This is a genomic window from Nocardiopsis ganjiahuensis DSM 45031 (assembly GCF_000341085.1).
In the GTDB taxonomy this organism is placed as follows: Bacteria; Actinomycetota; Actinomycetes; order Streptosporangiales; family Streptosporangiaceae; genus Nocardiopsis; species Nocardiopsis ganjiahuensis.
In genome coordinates this window covers 798,364-816,242 of the sequence record NZ_ANBA01000009.1, presented here as the reverse complement: position 1 = coordinate 816,242, position 17,879 = coordinate 798,364, and the positions used below count along the sequence as shown (strand labels likewise).

The window sequence follows — 17,879 nt, the reverse complement described above, 5'->3', positions numbered from 1 at the left end:
AGGGCGTTGGCGACGCGACGGCCGGGACACCCGAACGGTGTCCCGGCCGCGCTGTTTCCGGGGTGGTGGGGTGTCTGCCCCGGCGAGGCCCACAAGCCGGTTTCATGTTTCAGGGACGGCCGGGGGCTGGTGAGAAGAGCGGTGGAAGGCCAGATCAGGCTGGGTGCGGGTGTCCTTCGTCACTCTGCCGACTTGCGAGTTTCGACTGGTATCACTCGCATTCGTTCCCGCGGGGAGGTGTACACGGACTCCGCGGATGGACTACGGTTTTGGAGCACTGGCCGACAGTGATCGCTGTCCCCCCTTAGGTCGTGTTGCTTAAGCCGACGCGAACCCCCACTGTCACGGCACCGCGAAGCGACCCCGGGTCGCTCACGGCCCTGTCGGAATCGCATCCAGATACGAGGTCGCCATGTCCGCCCGTGCATCCCACGCCCCTGTTCCGCACGTACCACGGCGGAACTGACCGGCGAGGGCGGACCACCCCATGACGGTAGTACTCCTCACCAACATCGGTCGGCTGTGGACCGGGAACGAGCTGCTCACCAAGGCCGCCATCCTGATCGAGAACGACCGGATCGCCTGGGTCGGCCCCGCCGCGGAACTCCCCCAGCACATCCCCGGTGTCATGGAGGACCTCACCGACGTCGACGAGATCGTCAACATCGGAGGCGGCCTGGTCACCCCCGGCCTGGTCGACGCCCACTGCCACCCCGTCTACGCGGGCGACCGCTACGCCGAGGTCAACATGTGGGCCAAGGGGGCCACCCGCGCCGACATCTTCGCCGCGGGCGGAGGTGTGTCCACCACCGTCACCATCACCCGGGGAACCGACCCCTGGACGCTGTGCAACGCGGTCCGCGAACGGCTGCGGCACTGGGTGCTGTCCGGCAGCACCACCGTGGAGGCCAAGACCGGATACCACCTCACCCGGGACGGCGAACTCGCCGACGTGCGCCTGCTGCGCTCCCTGGAGGAGGAACCGGGCATGCCGCGCCTGCACGTCACCTTCTTCCCCGCGCACGGGGTCCCGCCCGAGTTCTTCGGCCGTCCCAAGGAGTACGTGGCCACCGCGGCCTCCTGGCTCAGCGACGCCGCCATGGCGGGGGCCGACGGGGTGGACGTCTACTGCGACAACCAGCAGTTCACCACCGAGGACGCCCACATGCTCCTGGGCGTGGGCCAGTCCGTGGGACTGCGCACCACGATGCACGCCTGCTCCCGGCCCCGGCACGGGGCCGTCCGGATGGCCGCCGAACTGGGCTGCTCGTCGGTCGACCTCGTCCACGAGGCCGACGACCAGGACCTGCTCGCTCTGGCCGCCACTCGCACCCCCGTCGTGGCCTGTCCCACGACCGCCCTGCACGAACGCCGGACCCCGCCGGTGCGCGCCCTGCTCGACCACGGCGTCCCCGTGGGCCTGGGCACCGACCACAACCCCGGCCAGTCCGGCACCACGTCCATGCCGCTGGTCATCTCCCTGGCCGTCTCCATGTTCGAGATGACCGTCCAGGAGGCGCTCAACGCCGCCACGGCGGGCAGCGCCCACGCCCTGAGCCTCAACGACCGGGGCATGATCGCCCCGGGCATGCTGGCCGACCTGGTCCAGTGGGACGCCGACCACGAGGGCGCCTTCGCCTGGTCCATGGGCCTGAACACCCTGCGCGTCTGGCGGGGCGGCCGCACCATCCGCTGAGGCCCTGAGGCCCTGAAAGGCTGCACGGAGCGGGGCGGCGGATGCCGCGCCGGGTCGAGGGCCGGGTCAGCGGGTACCGCGGGCGCGGGCGATCTCGATCACCGCGCGCTCCAGGGCGTACTCGGGGTCGCGTCCGGCGCCCTTGATCAGCGCGTCGGTCTCGGCGATCACCGCCATCGCCCGGGTCACCCCGGCCGCGTTCCAGCCCCGGGCCTGCTGGCGCAGCGTGCGCAGCTTCCACGGCGGTACCTTGGCGCGCTTGGCCAGCTCCGCCTCGCTCATTCCGCGCGGCGGCTGTGCGGCCACCGCGATCCCCCGTACGGCACCGGCCAGGGCGCTGTTGATCAGCACCGGCGCGGTGCCCACGGCCAGGGACCAGCGCAGCTGCTCCAGCGCCTCGGGCAGGCGCCCTTCCACGGCCCGGTCGGCCACGGAGAACCCCGAGGCCTCCGCCTTGCCGGAGTGGTACCGGGCGACCGCTGCCGCGTCCACCCTGCCCTCGGTGTCGGCGATCAGCTGGGTACAGGCCGCGGCGATCTCCCGCAGTTCGGTACCGACCGCGTCCACCAGGGCCTGGGCGGCGTCGGGGGTGATCTGCCGTCCGGCCGAGGAGAACTCGCCCTTGACGAAGGCGACCCGTTCGGGACCCTTGGTGGGGCCCTTGCAGTCCACCCGCTGGGCCCCGGCCTTCACCGCGGCCTGGAGCAGCGCCTTGCCCTTGGCGCCGCCCGCGTGGGTGAGCACCATGTACACGTCGTCGGCGGGGTCCTCGAGATAGCCGGTGACCGTCGCCGCCAGGTCCTTGACCAGGTCCTGGGAGGAACGGAGCACCACCACCCGGCGGTCTCCGAAGAGCGATGGCGAGGTGACCTCCACCAGGGTGGTCAGGCCCACCTGGGAGGGCACGAGGTCGTGGACGTCCACCTCGGGGTCGGCCTCGCGGGCCGCGGCGACAACGGCGGCCACGGCCCGGTCGACGAGGAGCTCCTCGTCGCCGACGATGAGCGTGATGAGGGCGGGTGCAGGCATACAACGAGGATGCCACGCTCCACGGACCAACCGGTGCCCGAACACCGGACCCGCCCCGGATCACCCGTTCTTCCTCCCTGACCCCGGAGCACCCCGCCTTCCTTTCCACCCTGCCCACCCGCCCCGGCTTCCCTCTGGCCCTCGGCCTCCCTCCCACGCCGGCCCGCCCCTCCCGTGCCGGCCGTGCCCGCCTCTCCCGTGCCGGCCGTGCCCGCCCCGGTCGCTCCGGCTCCGTGCCGGTGGTGTTCAGCGGTCCGGTTCCGGGCCGCGGACGGCCACCCGCACCGGACCGCCCAGGACGGCGACGTCCCCGTCGAGGTCGGTGCGCGCGTTCACCTGCGCCACTCCCTCCAGCACACCCAGGGTGAACGGCGCCGGATGCCCGTAGGGGTTGTCCCGGCCCGCCGAGGTCACCGACACCGCCGCACCGGTCGCGGCGAGGAAGGCCGGCTCCTGCGTGCCCGCGCCGTGGTGGGGTGTGGTCAGCACGGTCACCGCGAGCAGTTCCGGCTCGGGCCCGTGCACCAGAGCCCTCTGCGCCTCCTCCTCGATGTCCCCGGTCAGCAGCACCGACATCTCCGGGCCGTCGGCACGGACCACCACGGACATGTCGTTCACCGACCCGACGAACCCCTCCTCCGGCCAGAGCACCCGCAGCAGCCAGGGCCCCACCCGGAACTGCCAGCCCTGCTCGGCGACGGTCAGCGCCACCCCCTCCTCGGCGAGCAGACGGCCCACCGCGCTCTCCTCGAACCCCGCGGGCACCAGCGCCGCGGGGACCCTCCGGTGCCGCAGCACCCCGGGTACGCCGTCGACGTGGTCGGAATGGTCGTGGCTGAGCACCAGCAACGGCACCTCACGCACCTCCAGGCGTTCCAGGCAGTCGTCCACCGACCCGGCGTCCTCACCGGTGTCGAACACCACCGCCTCTCCACGTCCGGAGGACAGCACGAACGCGTCCCCCTGCCCCACGTCGCAGGCGACCAGAACCCATCCCGGCGGCGGCCACCCGCCCGGTACGCAGCGGGCGGCCCAACCCAGGAGCAGCACCGCCACCGCCACAGCGGCGATCACCCGGCGGGTCAACCCCCTGGTCAGCAACACCGCCACCAGCACAGCGGCCAACAGCAGGCCGCCCGCCACGTCCGAGCGCCAGGGCACCGCCCCGTACGGCACCCGTGCCCCGGTCTCGGCCACCAGGGCGATCCAGGACACCCCCAGCCCGGGCAGGTGCACCAGGAGCGAGGCCGCCGTCGGCCACACCGAGGCCAGAGCCGCCAGCGCGGACCCCGCCACGGTCACCACCGCCACCAGCGGTGCGGCCAGGACGTTGGCCGGAACCGCCACCCAGGACACCTCCCCGGACAGCAGCACCAGGACCGGGGCGACCGCCACGTGTGCGGCCACCGCGACCGCGAACGCCTCGGCCACCGGCCGGGGCCAGCGCTCCGACCAGGCCCGGGCCCAGCCGGGCACGAGCACGAGGATGCCCGCGGTGGCCAGCACCGACAGCGCGAAACCGTAGGAGGCGGCCAGGCCGGGTGCCACGAACAGCGCTCCGACCACCGTGACGCACAGGGCACCCATCCCCGCGTGCGCCCGACCGGTCGCCAGCGCCAGCAGACCCAACGACCCCATGAACGCCGCCCGCACCACGCTCGGCTCCGGCCGGCACACCAGGACGAACATCCAGATCATCAGGGCGCCACCCGCCACCGAGCACCAGGGCGGCGCCCGTGTCCACCGCGCCAACCCCAGTACGAATCCGGTCAGGATCGCCAGGTTGGCCCCGGAGACGGTGAGCAGGTGCGTCATCCCGGTGGCCCGGAAGTCCTCGGCGGTCCGCTCCCCCAGCTCCGACACGTCACCGACGATCAACGCGGGCAGCAGGCCCCGCTCCGGCTGGGGCAGCTCAGCCGCCGCCTCACGCAGACCGGCGCGCACCCCTCCGGCGAAGCCCTGGAGCCGTCCCGGGCCGGTGACCTCCTCCGGAGGGCCCCGCACCGGTACCAGAGCGGCCGTCAACCGGTCGCCGTCGGTGGCCAGGAAGGCGCCGCTTGCCTCGAAGGACTGGCCGGGCAGCAGGTCGGACCAGCCGTCCCCGGACGCCAGCACCACCACCGGGGCCCGCGAGAGGCGTTCCCTCTCGTCCGCCTCGACCCACTCTGTGCGGGCGGGGACCACCCACTCGGCCCGGCCCGGGCGCGGCATCCCCGCCCGGGAGCGCGGGTCGGCCGTGACCACCGCGCGGAAGGCCGCCTCACCGCCCCGCTCCACCGCTGCCGTGGCGGCGCTCGACGCCGTCCGGTGCACGTGGATCCCGGCCACCGCCGCCACCGTGGCACCGCACGCCAGCGTCGCCACCAGGGCCAGCGCGGGCGCCTCCAGGGACGGGCGGGCCGCCGCGAGCACCGCCAGGGCGGCGCAGCCCGCCGCCCCCGCGCACAGCCACGCCAGCCAGGGCGGAGCGGCGAGCGCCCCGAGCGCGGCCAGCCAGGCCGCCGCGGCGGGCAGGAGCAGCCTCAGGTCCGGCGGCCGGTCCAGGCCGTACGCGTCGGTTCCCAACCAGGTCACCACGGCGCCTCACCCCACCGTCACGAGCGGTTCGAGGGTCCTGAACGTCTTCTCCGCGATCCCGTCGACCCCCAGGAGGTCCTCGACACTGCTGAAGGAACCGTTCAGGGCCTCCCGGTGGGCGAGGATCTGCTGGGCCTTCTTCGGTCCGATCCCGGGGAGGGTCTCCAGTTCGGCCTGTCCGGCGAGGTTGAGGTCGACCGGGGCCCCGCTCCCCGCGGGGCCGTCGCCGGGCCCGCCCTCCGGCTGGGGGACACCCACCAGGATCCGTTCGCCGTCGGTCAGCGTCCGGGCCAGGTTGACCAGGTCCAGATCGGCTTCGGGCAGCGGGCCGCCCGCCTCCTCCACGGCGTCGGCCACGCGTGAGCCGGCGGGCATCGTGTACAGCCCCGGCTCGGCCACCTCGCCGCCCACGTGCACCACCACGTCCCCGCCCGGCGCATCCGCTCCCGCTCCCTCGTCTTCGGGCCCCGGCCCGTCCGCGGCCGGCCCGCCCGCGGGACCGCTCGGCTCCTGGCCCGCAGGGGCCGCCTGGCTCACCAGTTCGGGCACCGTCACCTCGCTCGGGCGCTCGCGCAGCACCAGGAAGGTGCCCGCCACGGCGAGCAGCCCCAGGACCAGCAGCGCCGCCACCGCCCGCCGGGAAAGCGAGGCGCGGGGCCCCCACCGTTCGGCCACCCGGTCCAGGACGGAGCCGGGTTCCCCGGGGTCCAGTTCCGTGTACCCGGAAGGGGGCCGGACGGCTTCCGAACGCCGCCGGTGCCGTCCTCCCGAGGGTCCCTCAGGCTCCTTCCCCGCGGGCGGATCCGAGCCGGGTCCGGCCGCGAGGTCCGGCGGATCCGCCGAGCCGTGCCCTGTCCCGCTTTCCGAGCCGCGACCCGTTCCGCTACCCGAGCCGTGTCCCGGCCCGCTGTCCGAGCCGCGTTCCGCGGGGGACCCCTTCCCCCCGGGGCCCGAGAGCCCGGACCCGCCCTGGGAGGGAGCGGGGGAGGGCGGGTCCGCCCGGCCGTCACGACCGGTCCGGGTTCGGGGAGGCTCCTTCCAGGGGCTCTGCGGGGGAGGGCTCTCCGGCTCGGAGCGGGCGGGCCCGCCACCGGGAAGCAGCCGGACGGTGGGCACTTCCTCGGGGTCCGGTTCCTCGAGGGCCGGGGACTCCGGCTCCTCCCGCTCTTCGTGGTCCGCCCGCCGGTCCCGCCCGGCCGTGCCCGGTGACCCCCACAGCTCCGCGGGGGTGGGCCTTCGGGGCTCGGGCCGGTAGGGGGCGGTGGCCTCTCCGACCGCGTAGGGCGCTCGCGGGACGGCCGCCCCGGGGCCGGGTTCGGAGGGTGCGCGGGGGATCCGGGCACGCAGCCGCCGGGCGGTGGGGGAGGAGTCCAGGCCGAGCGTGCGGAGTCGTTCCTCGGGGGCCGACAGGGGAGGATGGCGCCGTGACCGGCGCGAAGCGGTCATGCATCCAACGCTAGGGAGCGCTCAACGCCCTGTCATCAGCCGTTCTCAACCTGTGGATAACTCCGTGCCGGAGCCGCCCGGGAGGATCCGGACACGGCAAAGGGCCCGGTCCGAAGTGGACCGGGCCCTTGGAAAGCCGTGTGCTCCGTGCCCTTAGGCGGACTGAAGCTCAACCAGGCGCTTGGCGATCGCGCTCTTGCGGTTCGCAGCCTGGTTCTTGTGGATGACGCCCTTGCTGCTGGCCTTGTCCAGGGCGCGAGCGGCCTCGCGCTGCGCGACGGTGGCCTGCTCGACGTTCCCGGCCTCGGCAGCTTCACGGAACTTCCGAACGGCAGTCTTCAGGGAAGAGCGCACCGCCTGGTTGCGGACGCGAGCCTTCTCGTTCTGCCGAATGCGCTTCTTCTGCGACTTGATGTTCGCCATGCGAAAACGTGCTCCAGTTACTGTGATCATCGCGTCAAGCGAACAGGCGGCTCATCTCATGGGCAGCCGTGCCATGAGAGGCCTGCGTGGGCGCCGACGCAGGGTGTGTGTGAGTCCACAGGGCTCAAAACCGAACGTGGAAGTCCGAGACACGGACTTCTCAGTATGCCGCATCGAGCGGACTGCTCGGGACTTCGGAGGCCTCACCGCGCCGCTTCCCCCCCCTGTGCGGTCAGCCACCCTGTTCCAACGGGTTCAACCAGGCCGTCCGGTAGGCCGTCAGATCGCCCTCCTCGGCCTCGTCCACCAGGTACAGGGCCACGCCCGGAGTCATCGACTCGGGAACCCCCTCCGCCTGCGACAACCCCAGGCGCACCGCGGCGAGCGCGGTCAGCGCGGTCTCGTTGCCGTTCACCGGCCCCCACCGCTCACTGGCGTAGGTCGGCACCCCGAACCGCACCGCCACGTCCTCGTGGTGGCGCAGCGCAGCCACCGACTCGGTCACCTGCCGCACCATGAACCCGCCGTACAGGCCGGCCGTGGGCATGTCGGCGCCCACACCGGGCAGCACGACCTCGTCCGCGTGCTCGGTGACCCGCTCCAGGTACCCCTTGGACCAGTACTTCTCCTCGCCGCCGGTGACGAAGGCCGGCACCCGGCCCCCCGGCATCAGCTCCACGTGCTGGGCCTGGACCGACAGCACCGGATCCTCGCCCAGTTCCTCCCGCACCAGTTCCACGAGGGCGGGCAGGGAGGGGTCGTTCACCGTCACCGGGCGGACCTCCAGGTGCACCCCGGCGAACCCGTCCGCGCCCACCTCGGCGACCCGGGGCGCCAGGGCCTCCCTCGCCTCGGCGTCGAAACGGTCCCTGATCAGCGACGAACCCGACTCCACGTGCCTCAGCCACGCCAGGGCCGCCACCTCGGGGTGGTTCGCGTCCAACCACGACAGCAGCGCGCCGGTGTCCGGCGCCCGCTCCACGCCGCCGTCCGCGCCCACCTCTCCGGCGTACACGTACAGGGTGCTCACCGCGCCGGTGTCGAGCAGCTCTTCCAGCGCACCGGTGTCCTCCCACGAACCCACCCACGCCGCGTCCGCGCCCTGCGAGACGGCCCACCCCTCAGGGGTGCCCGAGTACTGGTAGGCCAGCAGCGCGCCCGCGCCCACCAGTACCACCAGCACCGCCGCCACGCCGGCCAACAACCGCTTCAGAAGCCACTTCACCCGTACGCCACCCGTTCTCGTTCGGCACCCGTACCGTCCGGCGTCCACGTCACCCGGCACCCGCGACGCCCGTTCCCGGTCCCAGGTCGCATAATCTGGACACAAGTCCCGCGCTCGCGCCCATACTGCCGTATCCGACCCGGCCACATCCGGTGAGGACGGTGCCGGCGCCGTGGGATGATGGACGATGCCGTGGGCAGACCGGTGAGTACACCGCCGGGCCCCGGCAGGGCGGCGCCACCTCAGGCGCACACGACCCGAACCCAACCCTGTGAACGGAGCACGGTGGCACAGCCGAACTGGACCGATCCCGCGCTGATCCGCAACTTCTGCATCATCGCGCACATCGACCATGGCAAGTCGACGCTGGCCGACCGGATGCTCCAGATCACCGGGGTCGTCGAGGACCGCCAGATGCGTGCCCAGTACCTGGACCGCATGGACATCGAGCGCGAACGCGGCATCACGATCAAGTCGCAGGCCGTGCGCATCCCGTTCACCGCCCTGGACGACAAGACGTACACGCTCGACCTCATCGACACCCCCGGGCACGTCGACTTCACCTACGAGGTGTCGCGTTCCCTGGCCGCCTGTGAGGGCGCGGTCCTGCTGGTCGACGCCGCGCAGGGCATCGAGGCCCAGACCCTCGCCAACCTCTACATGGCGCTGGACAACGACCTCACGATCATCCCCGTCCTCAACAAGATCGACCTTCCCGCGGCCCAGCCCGAGAAGTACGCCGAGGAGATCGCCGGGATCATCGGCTGCGAGCCCTCCGACGTGCTCAAGGTCAGCGCCAAGACCGGCGAGGGCGTCGAGGAGCTCCTCAACGAGATCGTCAACCAGATCCCCGCGCCGGTCGGTGACGCCGACGCTCCCGCCCGCGCGATGATCTTCGACTCGGTCTACGACACCTACCGCGGTGTGGTCACCTACGTGCGGGTCATCGACGGCCACCTCAGCCCGCGCGAGCGCATCCAGATGATGTCCACCAAGGCCTCCCACGAGATCCTGGAGATCGGGGTCAGCTCGCCGGAGCCGACCAAGAGCCTGGGTCTGGGCGTGGGCGAGGTCGGCTACATCATCACCGGTGTGAAGGACGTGCGGCAGTCCAAGGTCGGTGACACCATCACCACCCTGAACAAGCCCGCCACGGAGATGCTCGGCGGCTACCAGGAACCCAAGCCGATGGTGTTCTCGGGCCTGTACCCGATCGAGGGCACCGACTACCCGGTGCTCCGCGACGCCCTGGAGAAGCTCCAGCTCAACGACGCGGCCCTGGCCTTCGAGCCGGAGACCTCCGCCGCCCTGGGCTTCGGTTTCCGCTGCGGGTTCCTCGGCCTGCTCCACCTGGAGATCACCCGGGCCCGCCTGGAGCGCGAGTTCAACCTCGACCTCATCTCCACCGCGCCCAACGTGATCTACCGCGTGGACATGGAGGACGGCGCCGAGCACGTGGTGACCAACCCCAGCGAGTTCCCCACCGGCAAGATCGACGCGATCTACGAGCCGATGGTCAAGGCCACCGTGCTCAGCCCCTCCGACCACATCGGTCAGATCATGGAGCTGTGCCAGGAGCGCCGCGGCGAGCTCCAGGGCATGGACTACCTGTCCGAGGACCGCGTGGAGATGCGGTACACCCTCCCCATGGCGGAGATCGTCTTCGACTTCTTCGACGCCCTCAAGTCCCGGACCAAGGGTTACGCCTCCCTGGACTACGAGCCCATCGGTGAGCAGCAGGCCGACCTCGTCAAGGTCGACATCCTCCTCCAGGGCGAGGCGGTCGACGCGTTCTCCGCGATCGTCCACAAGGAGAAGGCCTACCCCTACGGCGTCGAGATGACCAAGAAGCTGCGCGAGCTCATCCCGCGGCAGCAGTACGAGGTGCCGATCCAGGCCGCCATCGGCGCCCGTGTCATCGCCCGTGAGAACATCCGCGCCATCCGCAAGGACGTGCTCTCCAAGTGCTACGGCGGCGACATCAGCCGTAAGCGCAAGCTGCTGGAGAAGCAGAAGGAGGGCAAGAAGCGGATGAAGATGGTCGGCCGGGTCGAGGTGCCCCAGGAGGCCTTCATCTCCGCGCTGTCCACCGACAGCTCCGGTGCCGAGGACAAGAAGAAGAAGTAGTGACCGGGCCCGGGCGGCACACCGTCGCCCGGGCCGGTGCACGACGAAGGAGGGGCGCCCCCGTACGGGAGCGCCCCTCAGTGCTGTTCTCGAGTTCCGCTTCGCTCGGTGTTCGGGCGCCCGGAACCCGCGAGGGCTAGCCCTTGACCGCTCCGGCGGTCAGCCCCTCGCTGATGTAGCGCTGGAGGAACCAGAACACGATCAGCGTGGGCAGGGACAGCATCAGCGCGCCCACCGCGAACATCCCGAAGTTGGCGTTGCGCTGCGAGGCCACCAGTTGGTACAGCCCCAGGCCCAGCGTCTTCGCGTCGGTGTCCCGCAGGAACACGCTGGCCATCAGGAACTCGTTGATGGTGGAGATGAACACCAGCAGCGCCACGATCGCCAGCACCGGGGTCACCAGCGGCAGCATGATCCGGAAGAACACCTGGGCGTGGGTGGCGCCGTCGATCTGCGCGGACTCGTCCAGCTCCTTCGGAACGGTGTCGAAGAAGCCCTTCATCAGCCACGTGTTGATGCTCAGCGCGCCGCCCAGGTAGACCAGCAGCAGACCCCAGCGGGTGTCGAAGCCGATCACCGGGTAGAGCTCACCGATGTTGGAGAACATCAGGTAGATCGCCACGATCGCCAGGAACTGCGGGAACATCTGGATGATGAGCAGGCCGATCAGGCCCACCCGCCGCCCCTTGAACCGCATCCGGCTGAACGTGTAGGCCGCCAGCGCCGAGAGCAGCACCGTCACCGCCGCGTTGGTGAGCGCGAAGAACAGCGAGTTCGCGTACCAGGTGGTGAAGGGCGTGTTCCGGAACAGGTCCCGGGCGTTGGCCAGGCTCGCGCCGGTCGGCCACAGCTGCGCGCTGCTCAGGGTGCCGAGCGGGTTGAGCGCGGCGGAGACCACGAACAGCACGGGGAAGATCGCGAAGGCCACGACCACCCACATGACCGCGTGGCGCCAGCCCAGCCGCCTGGCCCACAGCGAGAACCGGGTGCCGCCGCTGCGGCGGTAGGGCGTGCGTACCGCCTCGGAAACGCCGACCGTCATCGGTCCACCTCCTTGAGGGCCTTGCTCCGGCTGAGGCTGACGATGGAGATCGCCGAGACGATCAGGAAGATCATCACCGACAACGCCGCCGCGTACCCGTACTGGGCCGTGGCCTCGTTGAAGGCCAGCCGGTAGGTGTAGGTGATGAGCAGGTCCGTGCCGCCGGCCGTCGGGTTGTCCGGCGAGAACGGTCCGCCCTTGGTGATCAGCCACACCGCGTTGAAGTTGTTGAAGTTGAACGCGAACGTGGCGATGAGGATCGGGGTCATGGCGACCATCAGCAGCGGCAGGGTGACGTGCCGGAAGGCCTGCCACGGCCCCGCGCCGTCGATCTGCGCGGCCTGTCCCAGCTCCCGCGGGATGGCCTGCAGCGCCCCGGTGGCCACCAGGAACATGTACGGGTAGCCCAGCCACACGTTGGCCAGGACGACGGCGGCCCGGGCCGTCCACACGTCGCCCAACCAGTCGACCTGGAGACCGAGCATCCGGTTGAACAGACCGAAGTCGGTGTTGAACATGTCCCGCCACAGCAGGTACATGGCCAACGAGCTCATGGCGTACGGCAGGACCACCAGGATCCGGTAGAGCACCTTGCCGCGCATCCTCGGCACGTGCAGGGTCAGGGCGATCGCCAGACCCACCACGAACACCAGACCGGTGACGGCGACGGCGAAGACCACGTTCCACAGCAGGATGCCGAAGAACGAGCCGGCGAAGGTCGGGTTGAGCAGGAAGCGGGCGAAGTTGTCGAGCCCGACACCCACCTGCCAGCCCTGTGCGATCCGCTGGCCGTCCTCGTTGTAGAAGGCGCCGCGGTCGTTGTCGGCCGTGTAGACCTCACCGGTCTCGGAGTCGGTGATGCAGTCGCAGGCCTCGTCGTAGACCCGGACGGCACTGCCCTCGAAGGCGCTCGACAGCCCGCTGGAGCGGATGCCCGCGCCGTCCCCGGTGGGGACCGCGAACTCCTGGAGTTCGTCGCTGCGCGCGTTCACCTCGGCGGGGCTGAGGAGCGTGTACCCGAACGCCTCGGTGACCTTCCCGGCCGCGTCGACGTCGGCGCCGCTGAGGTCGCTCAACCCCTCCTCGGTGCCCGCGTAGGCGTTGCCCTCGGCGTCGGTGAGCAGGAAGACCAGCTCACCGGTGTCGGGGGCGCCGGTGGTGGCGACGGTGAGCACGTACTCCGGGGAGTCGGGGTCCCGGGTGACCGAGAAGGCCTCGATGGCCGCGATCGCCCGGTCCTTGTCTCCCCGGTGGCCGTCGCTGAGGTTGGTCACCGACGTGCTCATCGTGTAGAGCACCGGAAGGATCTGGAAGGCCAGGAGGAACACCACGCCCGGCACCAGGTACTTCGCCGGGACGGTGCGTTTGGACAGGTAGACGTAGTAGACCAGGGCGACCACCGCGACGACCAGGCCGATGCCCCACCAGTTGCCCGCCACGTACAGCGGCAGGGCCGCCCAGACGCCGAGGGCGGTGAACAGGCTGAGCAGGCCGATCTTCACGAGTTGGCCGACGACGGACCCGTTGGCGGCGAACCGGCCCCCGGGCAGCGGCGGACGGGCGGGCGCCCCCGGGGAGGGGGCGCCCGCACTGTCGGGGCTGGGAGAGGCCACCACTACTCGCCGATCTGCTCGGCGATGGTGTTGTGGGCGGCCTCCATGGCCTCGCGGACGTCTCCGCCGGAGATCGCCTGCGCCTGGGCCTGGCCCAGCGGCTCCCAGGTCTCACCCATCTCGGGGATGGACGGCATGGGCATGCCGTCGGCGCCGGCCTCGGCGATGGCGGCGATGTTGGGGTCGTCGGCCGAGACGGTCTCCAGGGCCTCGGTCTGCACCGGGGTGCGCGGGTCGGCCTCGTAGAGGCTGAGGATGAAGTCGGTGGAGGTGACGTAGTTGGTCACGAACTCCTGCGCTAGGGCGCTGTTGTCGCTGCCCTCGGTGACGAAGAAGGCGTGGTAGCCGATGTAGGGGCTGGCCGCCTGCTCGCCCTCGAAGCCGGGGATGGGGCTGATCTCGAAGTCGATGCCCGCCTCGTTGGCGTCACCGAGGTTCCACGGACCGGCGATGAAGAAGGGGGCCTCCTCCTCGTAGAAGAGGTTGGCGTCGTTCTCGGTGTCGATGGAGCGGCGCAGCACCCCCTCGCCCTCCTCGCCGTACTCGGCGATCTTCTCCATGGCCGCGATGGACTCGTCCGAGCCCACACCCAGGTCCGAGGGGTCCCAGGTGCCGGTGTCGTCCTGCCCGAACAGGTAGCCGCCCGCGGAGGTGAACAGGGCGTTCATCCGGAAGGGCTCGCCCTCCTGGCCCACCGCCATGGCGAGGACCTCACTGGTGTCACCCGCCTCCTTGAGCTCGGTGCCGACCTCGACGAGCTCCTCGAAGGTCTCCGGGGCGTCGGGGGCCAGTTCGGTGTTGCGCAGCAGGAAGATGTTCTCCTGCGAGTACGGGACGCCGAAGAGCTGACCGTCGAAGGAGAGCGCCTCGACGGCGGTCTCGTCCACGCCGCCGGCCTGGTCGCCGGTGAGCTCGACCGGGGAGACGGCGCCGTTGCGGACCAGGTTGCCGGTCCAGTCGTGCGCGCCGATGAAGACGTCGGGGGCGTTGCCGGCCTGGTGGGCGTTGAGCAGGTCGCCCTGGATGTCGTCGAAGGCCAGGCCCTGGACGTCCACCTCGATGCCGTTGGCCTCGGCGAACTCGGCGGCCGCGCCCTGGATGGCGTCGGCGCGCTCGGGGTCGGACCAGATGACGAGCGTGCCCTCTGCGGTGCCTTCGCCGCCTCCGTCCGAGTCGTCGCTGCTGCACGCTGTCGCCATAAGTGCGATCGCGGCGATACCTGCGACCGCTGACGCGCTGCGGGATCTCATGGTGTCTTCCTTCCGGGAGGCCTGTCGAAGGGGGTCGTGCATGCGGTTCACCGGCGGGACCGGGTCCGTTGCGGGCATGCGTGGTGATGTGACGTTAGCAATAACTTGCAGTCTTTGAAAGGCTTTGCAGTCGCACTGGATAAAGATGTGGAAACACCCTGGAAACAGATGGGCGGCCTGTTTCGGAGGGTTCCGTCATCCTTGCTCTGCGTGAGGAAGCCGTGCTCGTCCGGCCCTTGGTCCCGGGGCGGGACACGTGCGGACCGCGCGCCCGGGCCGGAGCTCGTCCGGGGGCGGGCCCGGAACGGCCGGCTCCCCGGAGCGGCCTACTCCTCGAAGCTCTCGAGGATCAGCCGTTCGGCCTCCATCAGGGCCTCGGCGGGGTCGGCTCCACCGATGATGTCCGCGCTGGCCTGCGAGAACGGGCTCCACACCGCCTCCATCTCGGGGATGGCGGGCATCGGCAGGCCGGCCTCACCCGCGCGCTGGAAGGCCTCCAGGTTCGGGTCCTGGTCGGTGACCATCCGGAGCGCCTCGTCCAACGCGGGCACCCGGGGGTCCGCCTCGTACAGGATCACCGAGAGCTCGGGGTCCTCCAGGAACACCCGGGCGAGGTTCTCCGCCAGCTCCGGGTCGCTGGCACCGGAGGCGACGAAGAAGGCCTGGACGCCGATCAGCGGCCGGGCCTCGGCGCCCTCGGCGAACGACGGCACCGGGTCCACCGCGAAGGGCACCTCCGACTCCTGGGCCGCCGCCACACTCCACGGTCCGCTGACCAGGAACGGGGCCTCTCCCGAGGTGAACAGGGAGGTCGCGTTGACCGAGTCGGTGGACCGGGTCAGCACTCCGGAACCGTCCTCCCCGAGCTCCGCCAGCAGCTCGAAGGCGGCGATCGACTCCGGTGCGGCCACCCCCAGGTCCGTGGGGTCGGGGCCGCCCGACTCGTCCTCGCCGAACAGGTAGCCGCCGGCCGAGGTGAAGAACGGGTGGATGTGGTAGGCGTCGCCCTCCTCGCCCACCTGGAGGCTCAGCGCCTGGTCGACGGAACCCGAGTCCACCAGGCCCGCACCGGTCTCCAGCATGTCCTCCAGCGAGGTCGGCGCCTCCGGGACCAGATCCGTGTTGCGGAACAGCGCCAGGTTCTCGGTGGCGTAGGGCACCCCGTGGGCCTGGCCCTCGTAGCTGACCGCGGCCAGGGCGCCCGGCGAGAACAGCTCGGCGTCCTCGGCGTCCAGACCGACCGGGACGATCGCTCCGGCCGAGGCCAGCTCACCGGTCCAGTCGTGCGGGCCCACGAGCAGGTCCGGGCCCAGCCCGGTGGCGTGCGAGCTCAGGAAGCTGGCGCGCAGCTCCTCGTGGTCCACCACGATCACCTCCACCTGGCGGTTGGCGTCGCGGGCGAAGGCCTCGGCGAAGGTCCGCATGGCCTGGGCGCGTTCCTCGTCGGCCCAGATGGTCAGCGGCACGGAGGAGTAGTCGTCGACCTCCTCGGGGGTGGAACAGGCTGTCAGGGCAAGCACCAGGGCCATCGAGCACAGGGGGATGAGTGACCTCATGGCGGTCTCCAGGGATGACGGGCGGGGCCCGGCTCGTACGGGCGGGAGAGCTCCCCGCGGATGAGAGGAAGTGGTGGGAGGTGGAGAGGTCCTTCGTGACGTGGGCGCCGGGCGGTACGCGGACCGCCCGGCGCCCGCAGGAGTGCGCAGCGCACCACCGGGCACGCGCTCCGGGAGAGCGCGCGGTCAGGGGCGCGCGGTCGGGCGCGCCCGGATCACACGCGCAGCCACACCGCGGTCTCGGCGGGCAGGGACAGCGTGCCGTCGGCCAGTTCGGCGCCCGGACCGCTGGCCACCAGGACCTCACCGGACGCGGGCAGCTCGACCGCGTCGCCGCCCAGGTTCACCGCGACCCGCACGTCCGGCTCGCGTTCGAAGTACAGGACGCCCTCGGGGGAGTCCAGCCAGCTCATCGACCCGTCGCCCAGGGCGTCCAGGTCGCGGCGCAGCCCGAGCGCCGTGGTGTACAGGTCCAGCGTCGAACCCGCCACTCCGCGCTGGGCGGCGCGGGACAGCCCCGCCCACTCCTCGGGGACCGGCAGCCACGGCGTGGTGCCCTCGGGGCCGAAGCCGAACGGAGCGGACCCGCCCTCCCAGGGCAGCGGCACACGGCAGCCGTCGCGACCGCGCTCGGTGCGGCCCGAGCGCTCCCACGTGGGGTCCTGGAGGGAGTCCTCCGGCAGGTCGGTGACCTCGGGAAGGCCCAGCTCCTCGCCCTGGTACAGGTAGACCGAACCGGGCAGGCCCAGCATCAGCAGGGTGGCCGCACGGGCCCGGCGCAGGCCCTGCTCGCCGCCGCCGAAGCGGGTGACGTGCCGGGTGACGTCGTGGTTGGACAGCACCCACGTGGTGGTCGCGCCCACGGCACCGTTGGCGGCCAGCGAACCCTCGATCACCGCGCGCAGCCGCGCGGCGTCCCACGGAGCGGTGAGGTACTCGAAGTTGAACGCCTGGTGCAGCTCGTCCGGGCGCAGGTAGCGCGCCACCCGCTCGGCGTTCTCCACCCAGGCCTCGGCCACCAGGGCCCGGTCGCCCGGGTAGGCGGCGGCGATGCCCGACCAGCGCCGGTAGATCTCGTGCACGCCGTCCTGGTCGAAGTAGGGCAGTGACGTGTTGCCGTCGAGCAGGTCGGCCTTGGCATCCGGGTCGATGTCCGGCAGCGCGGGGTCCTTGACCATGCCGTGCGCGACGTCGATCCGGAACCCGTCCACGCCCCGGTCCAGCCAGAAGCGCAGGACGTCGTCGAACTCGTCGTGCACCTCCTGGTTGCTCCAGTCGAAGTCGGGCTGCTCGGCGTCGAACAGGTGCAGATACCACTGCTCGGGGGTGCCGTCGGCGGTCTTGAGGCGGGTCCAGGCCGGGCCGCCGAAGATCGACTTCCAGTTGTTGGGGGGCTCGTCGCCGTCGGGGCCCAGACCGTCCCGGAAGATGTAGCGCGCGCGGGCGGCGCTGCCGGGCTCGGCCGCCACGGCCTCGCGGAACCAGCGGTGCGCGGAGGAGGAGTGGTTGGGGACCACGTCGATGATCATCCGGATGCCCAGGTCGTGGGCGGCGGAGAGGAGGGCGTCGAAGTCCTCGAGGGTGCCGAAGCGGGGGTCGACGTCACGGTAGTCGGCGACGTCGTAGCCGCCGTCTGCCAGGGGGGAGACGTAGAAGGGGGTCAGCCAGATCGCGTCCACGCCGAGCTCGGCGAGGTGGGGGAGGCGTTCGCGGATTCCGGTCAGGTCGCCCTCCCCGTCCCCGTTGGAGTCGGCGAAGCTGCGCACGTAGATCTGGTAGATGGCGGCCTCGCGCCACCAGTGCGACTGGTGCTTCATCTGCGGGGGTCCTTCCCTGTCGCGACTGCAAGTTCTTGCGCAAGATTACCGCTAACTTTCGTCCTTGTGACGACGATC

12 protein-coding genes are annotated in these 17,879 nt (G+C 71.4%); 2 read left to right on the top strand and 10 right to left on the bottom strand.

What is annotated here, in order from left to right:
• The first annotated feature begins 487 nt into the window (after positions 1–487).
• The gene (locus tag D458_RS0114705) at positions 488–1,696 is read left to right on the top strand and encodes an amidohydrolase family protein (protein ID WP_017587516.1); all 1,209 of its coding nucleotides are present in this window, start codon (positions 488–490) and stop codon (positions 1,694–1,696) included.
• Between the two features lie 66 nt (positions 1,697–1,762).
• Here D458_RS0114705 and holA read toward each other — a convergent pair whose 3' ends face one another.
• From holA to D458_RS0114680, 5 genes are all read right to left on the bottom strand, one after another.
• Positions 1,763–2,725 (bottom strand): DNA polymerase III subunit delta, encoded by a 963-nt coding sequence (gene holA, locus D458_RS0114700; RefSeq protein ID WP_017587515.1) that lies wholly within the window; start codon positions 2,723–2,725, stop codon positions 1,763–1,765.
• Positions 2,726–2,971: 246 nt separating this feature from the next.
• A complete protein-coding gene (locus tag D458_RS0114695; protein ID WP_017587514.1) occupies positions 2,972–5,302 on the bottom strand; it encodes a ComEC/Rec2 family competence protein in 2,331 nt (776 codons plus the stop codon).
• A 6-nt stretch (positions 5,303–5,308) separates the two neighbouring features.
• A complete protein-coding gene (locus D458_RS37590) occupies positions 5,309–6,748 on the bottom strand; it encodes a helix-hairpin-helix domain-containing protein (protein ID WP_017587513.1) in 1,440 nt (479 codons plus the stop codon).
• A 153-nt stretch (positions 6,749–6,901) separates the two neighbouring features.
• Complete coding sequence (gene rpsT, locus D458_RS0114685) at positions 6,902–7,171, bottom strand: 30S ribosomal protein S20 (RefSeq protein WP_017587512.1); 270 nt, start codon at positions 7,169–7,171, stop codon at positions 6,902–6,904.
• A 232-nt stretch (positions 7,172–7,403) separates the two neighbouring features.
• Entirely contained in the window at positions 7,404–8,396 is a 993-nt protein-coding gene (locus D458_RS0114680) for a hypothetical protein (protein ID WP_017587511.1), read from the bottom strand.
• Positions 8,397–8,681: 285 nt separating this feature from the next.
• Between D458_RS0114680 and lepA the strand changes: the two genes are divergently transcribed.
• Positions 8,682–10,523 (top strand): translation elongation factor 4, encoded by a 1,842-nt coding sequence (gene lepA, locus D458_RS0114675; protein WP_017587510.1) that lies wholly within the window; start codon positions 8,682–8,684, stop codon positions 10,521–10,523.
• A gap of 136 nt (positions 10,524–10,659) precedes the next feature.
• Here lepA and D458_RS0114670 read toward each other — a convergent pair whose 3' ends face one another.
• From D458_RS0114670 to D458_RS0114650, 5 genes are all read right to left on the bottom strand, one after another.
• On the bottom strand, positions 10,660–11,565 hold the full coding sequence (locus D458_RS0114670; protein ID WP_017587509.1) for a sugar ABC transporter permease: 906 nt from the start codon (positions 11,563–11,565) through the stop codon (positions 10,660–10,662).
• On the bottom strand, positions 11,562–13,181 hold the full coding sequence (locus tag D458_RS0114665; protein WP_017587508.1) for an ABC transporter permease subunit: 1,620 nt from the start codon (positions 13,179–13,181) through the stop codon (positions 11,562–11,564). The genes D458_RS0114670 and D458_RS0114665 overlap by 4 nt, the downstream gene beginning before the upstream one ends.
• Positions 13,181–14,428 (bottom strand): sugar ABC transporter substrate-binding protein, encoded by a 1,248-nt coding sequence (locus D458_RS0114660; RefSeq protein WP_026119308.1) that lies wholly within the window; start codon positions 14,426–14,428, stop codon positions 13,181–13,183. Before D458_RS0114660 ends, D458_RS0114665 begins: the two co-directional genes overlap by 1 nt.
• 326 nt (positions 14,429–14,754) lie before the next feature.
• On the bottom strand, positions 14,755–15,984 hold the full coding sequence (locus D458_RS0114655) for a sugar ABC transporter substrate-binding protein (protein WP_017587506.1): 1,230 nt from the start codon (positions 15,982–15,984) through the stop codon (positions 14,755–14,757).
• Positions 15,985–16,199: 215 nt separating this feature from the next.
• Positions 16,200–17,801, bottom strand: coding sequence for a glycoside hydrolase family 13 protein (locus D458_RS0114650; RefSeq protein WP_017587505.1), 1,602 nt, complete (start codon positions 17,799–17,801; stop codon positions 16,200–16,202).
• Positions 17,802–17,879 lie beyond the last annotated feature (78 nt).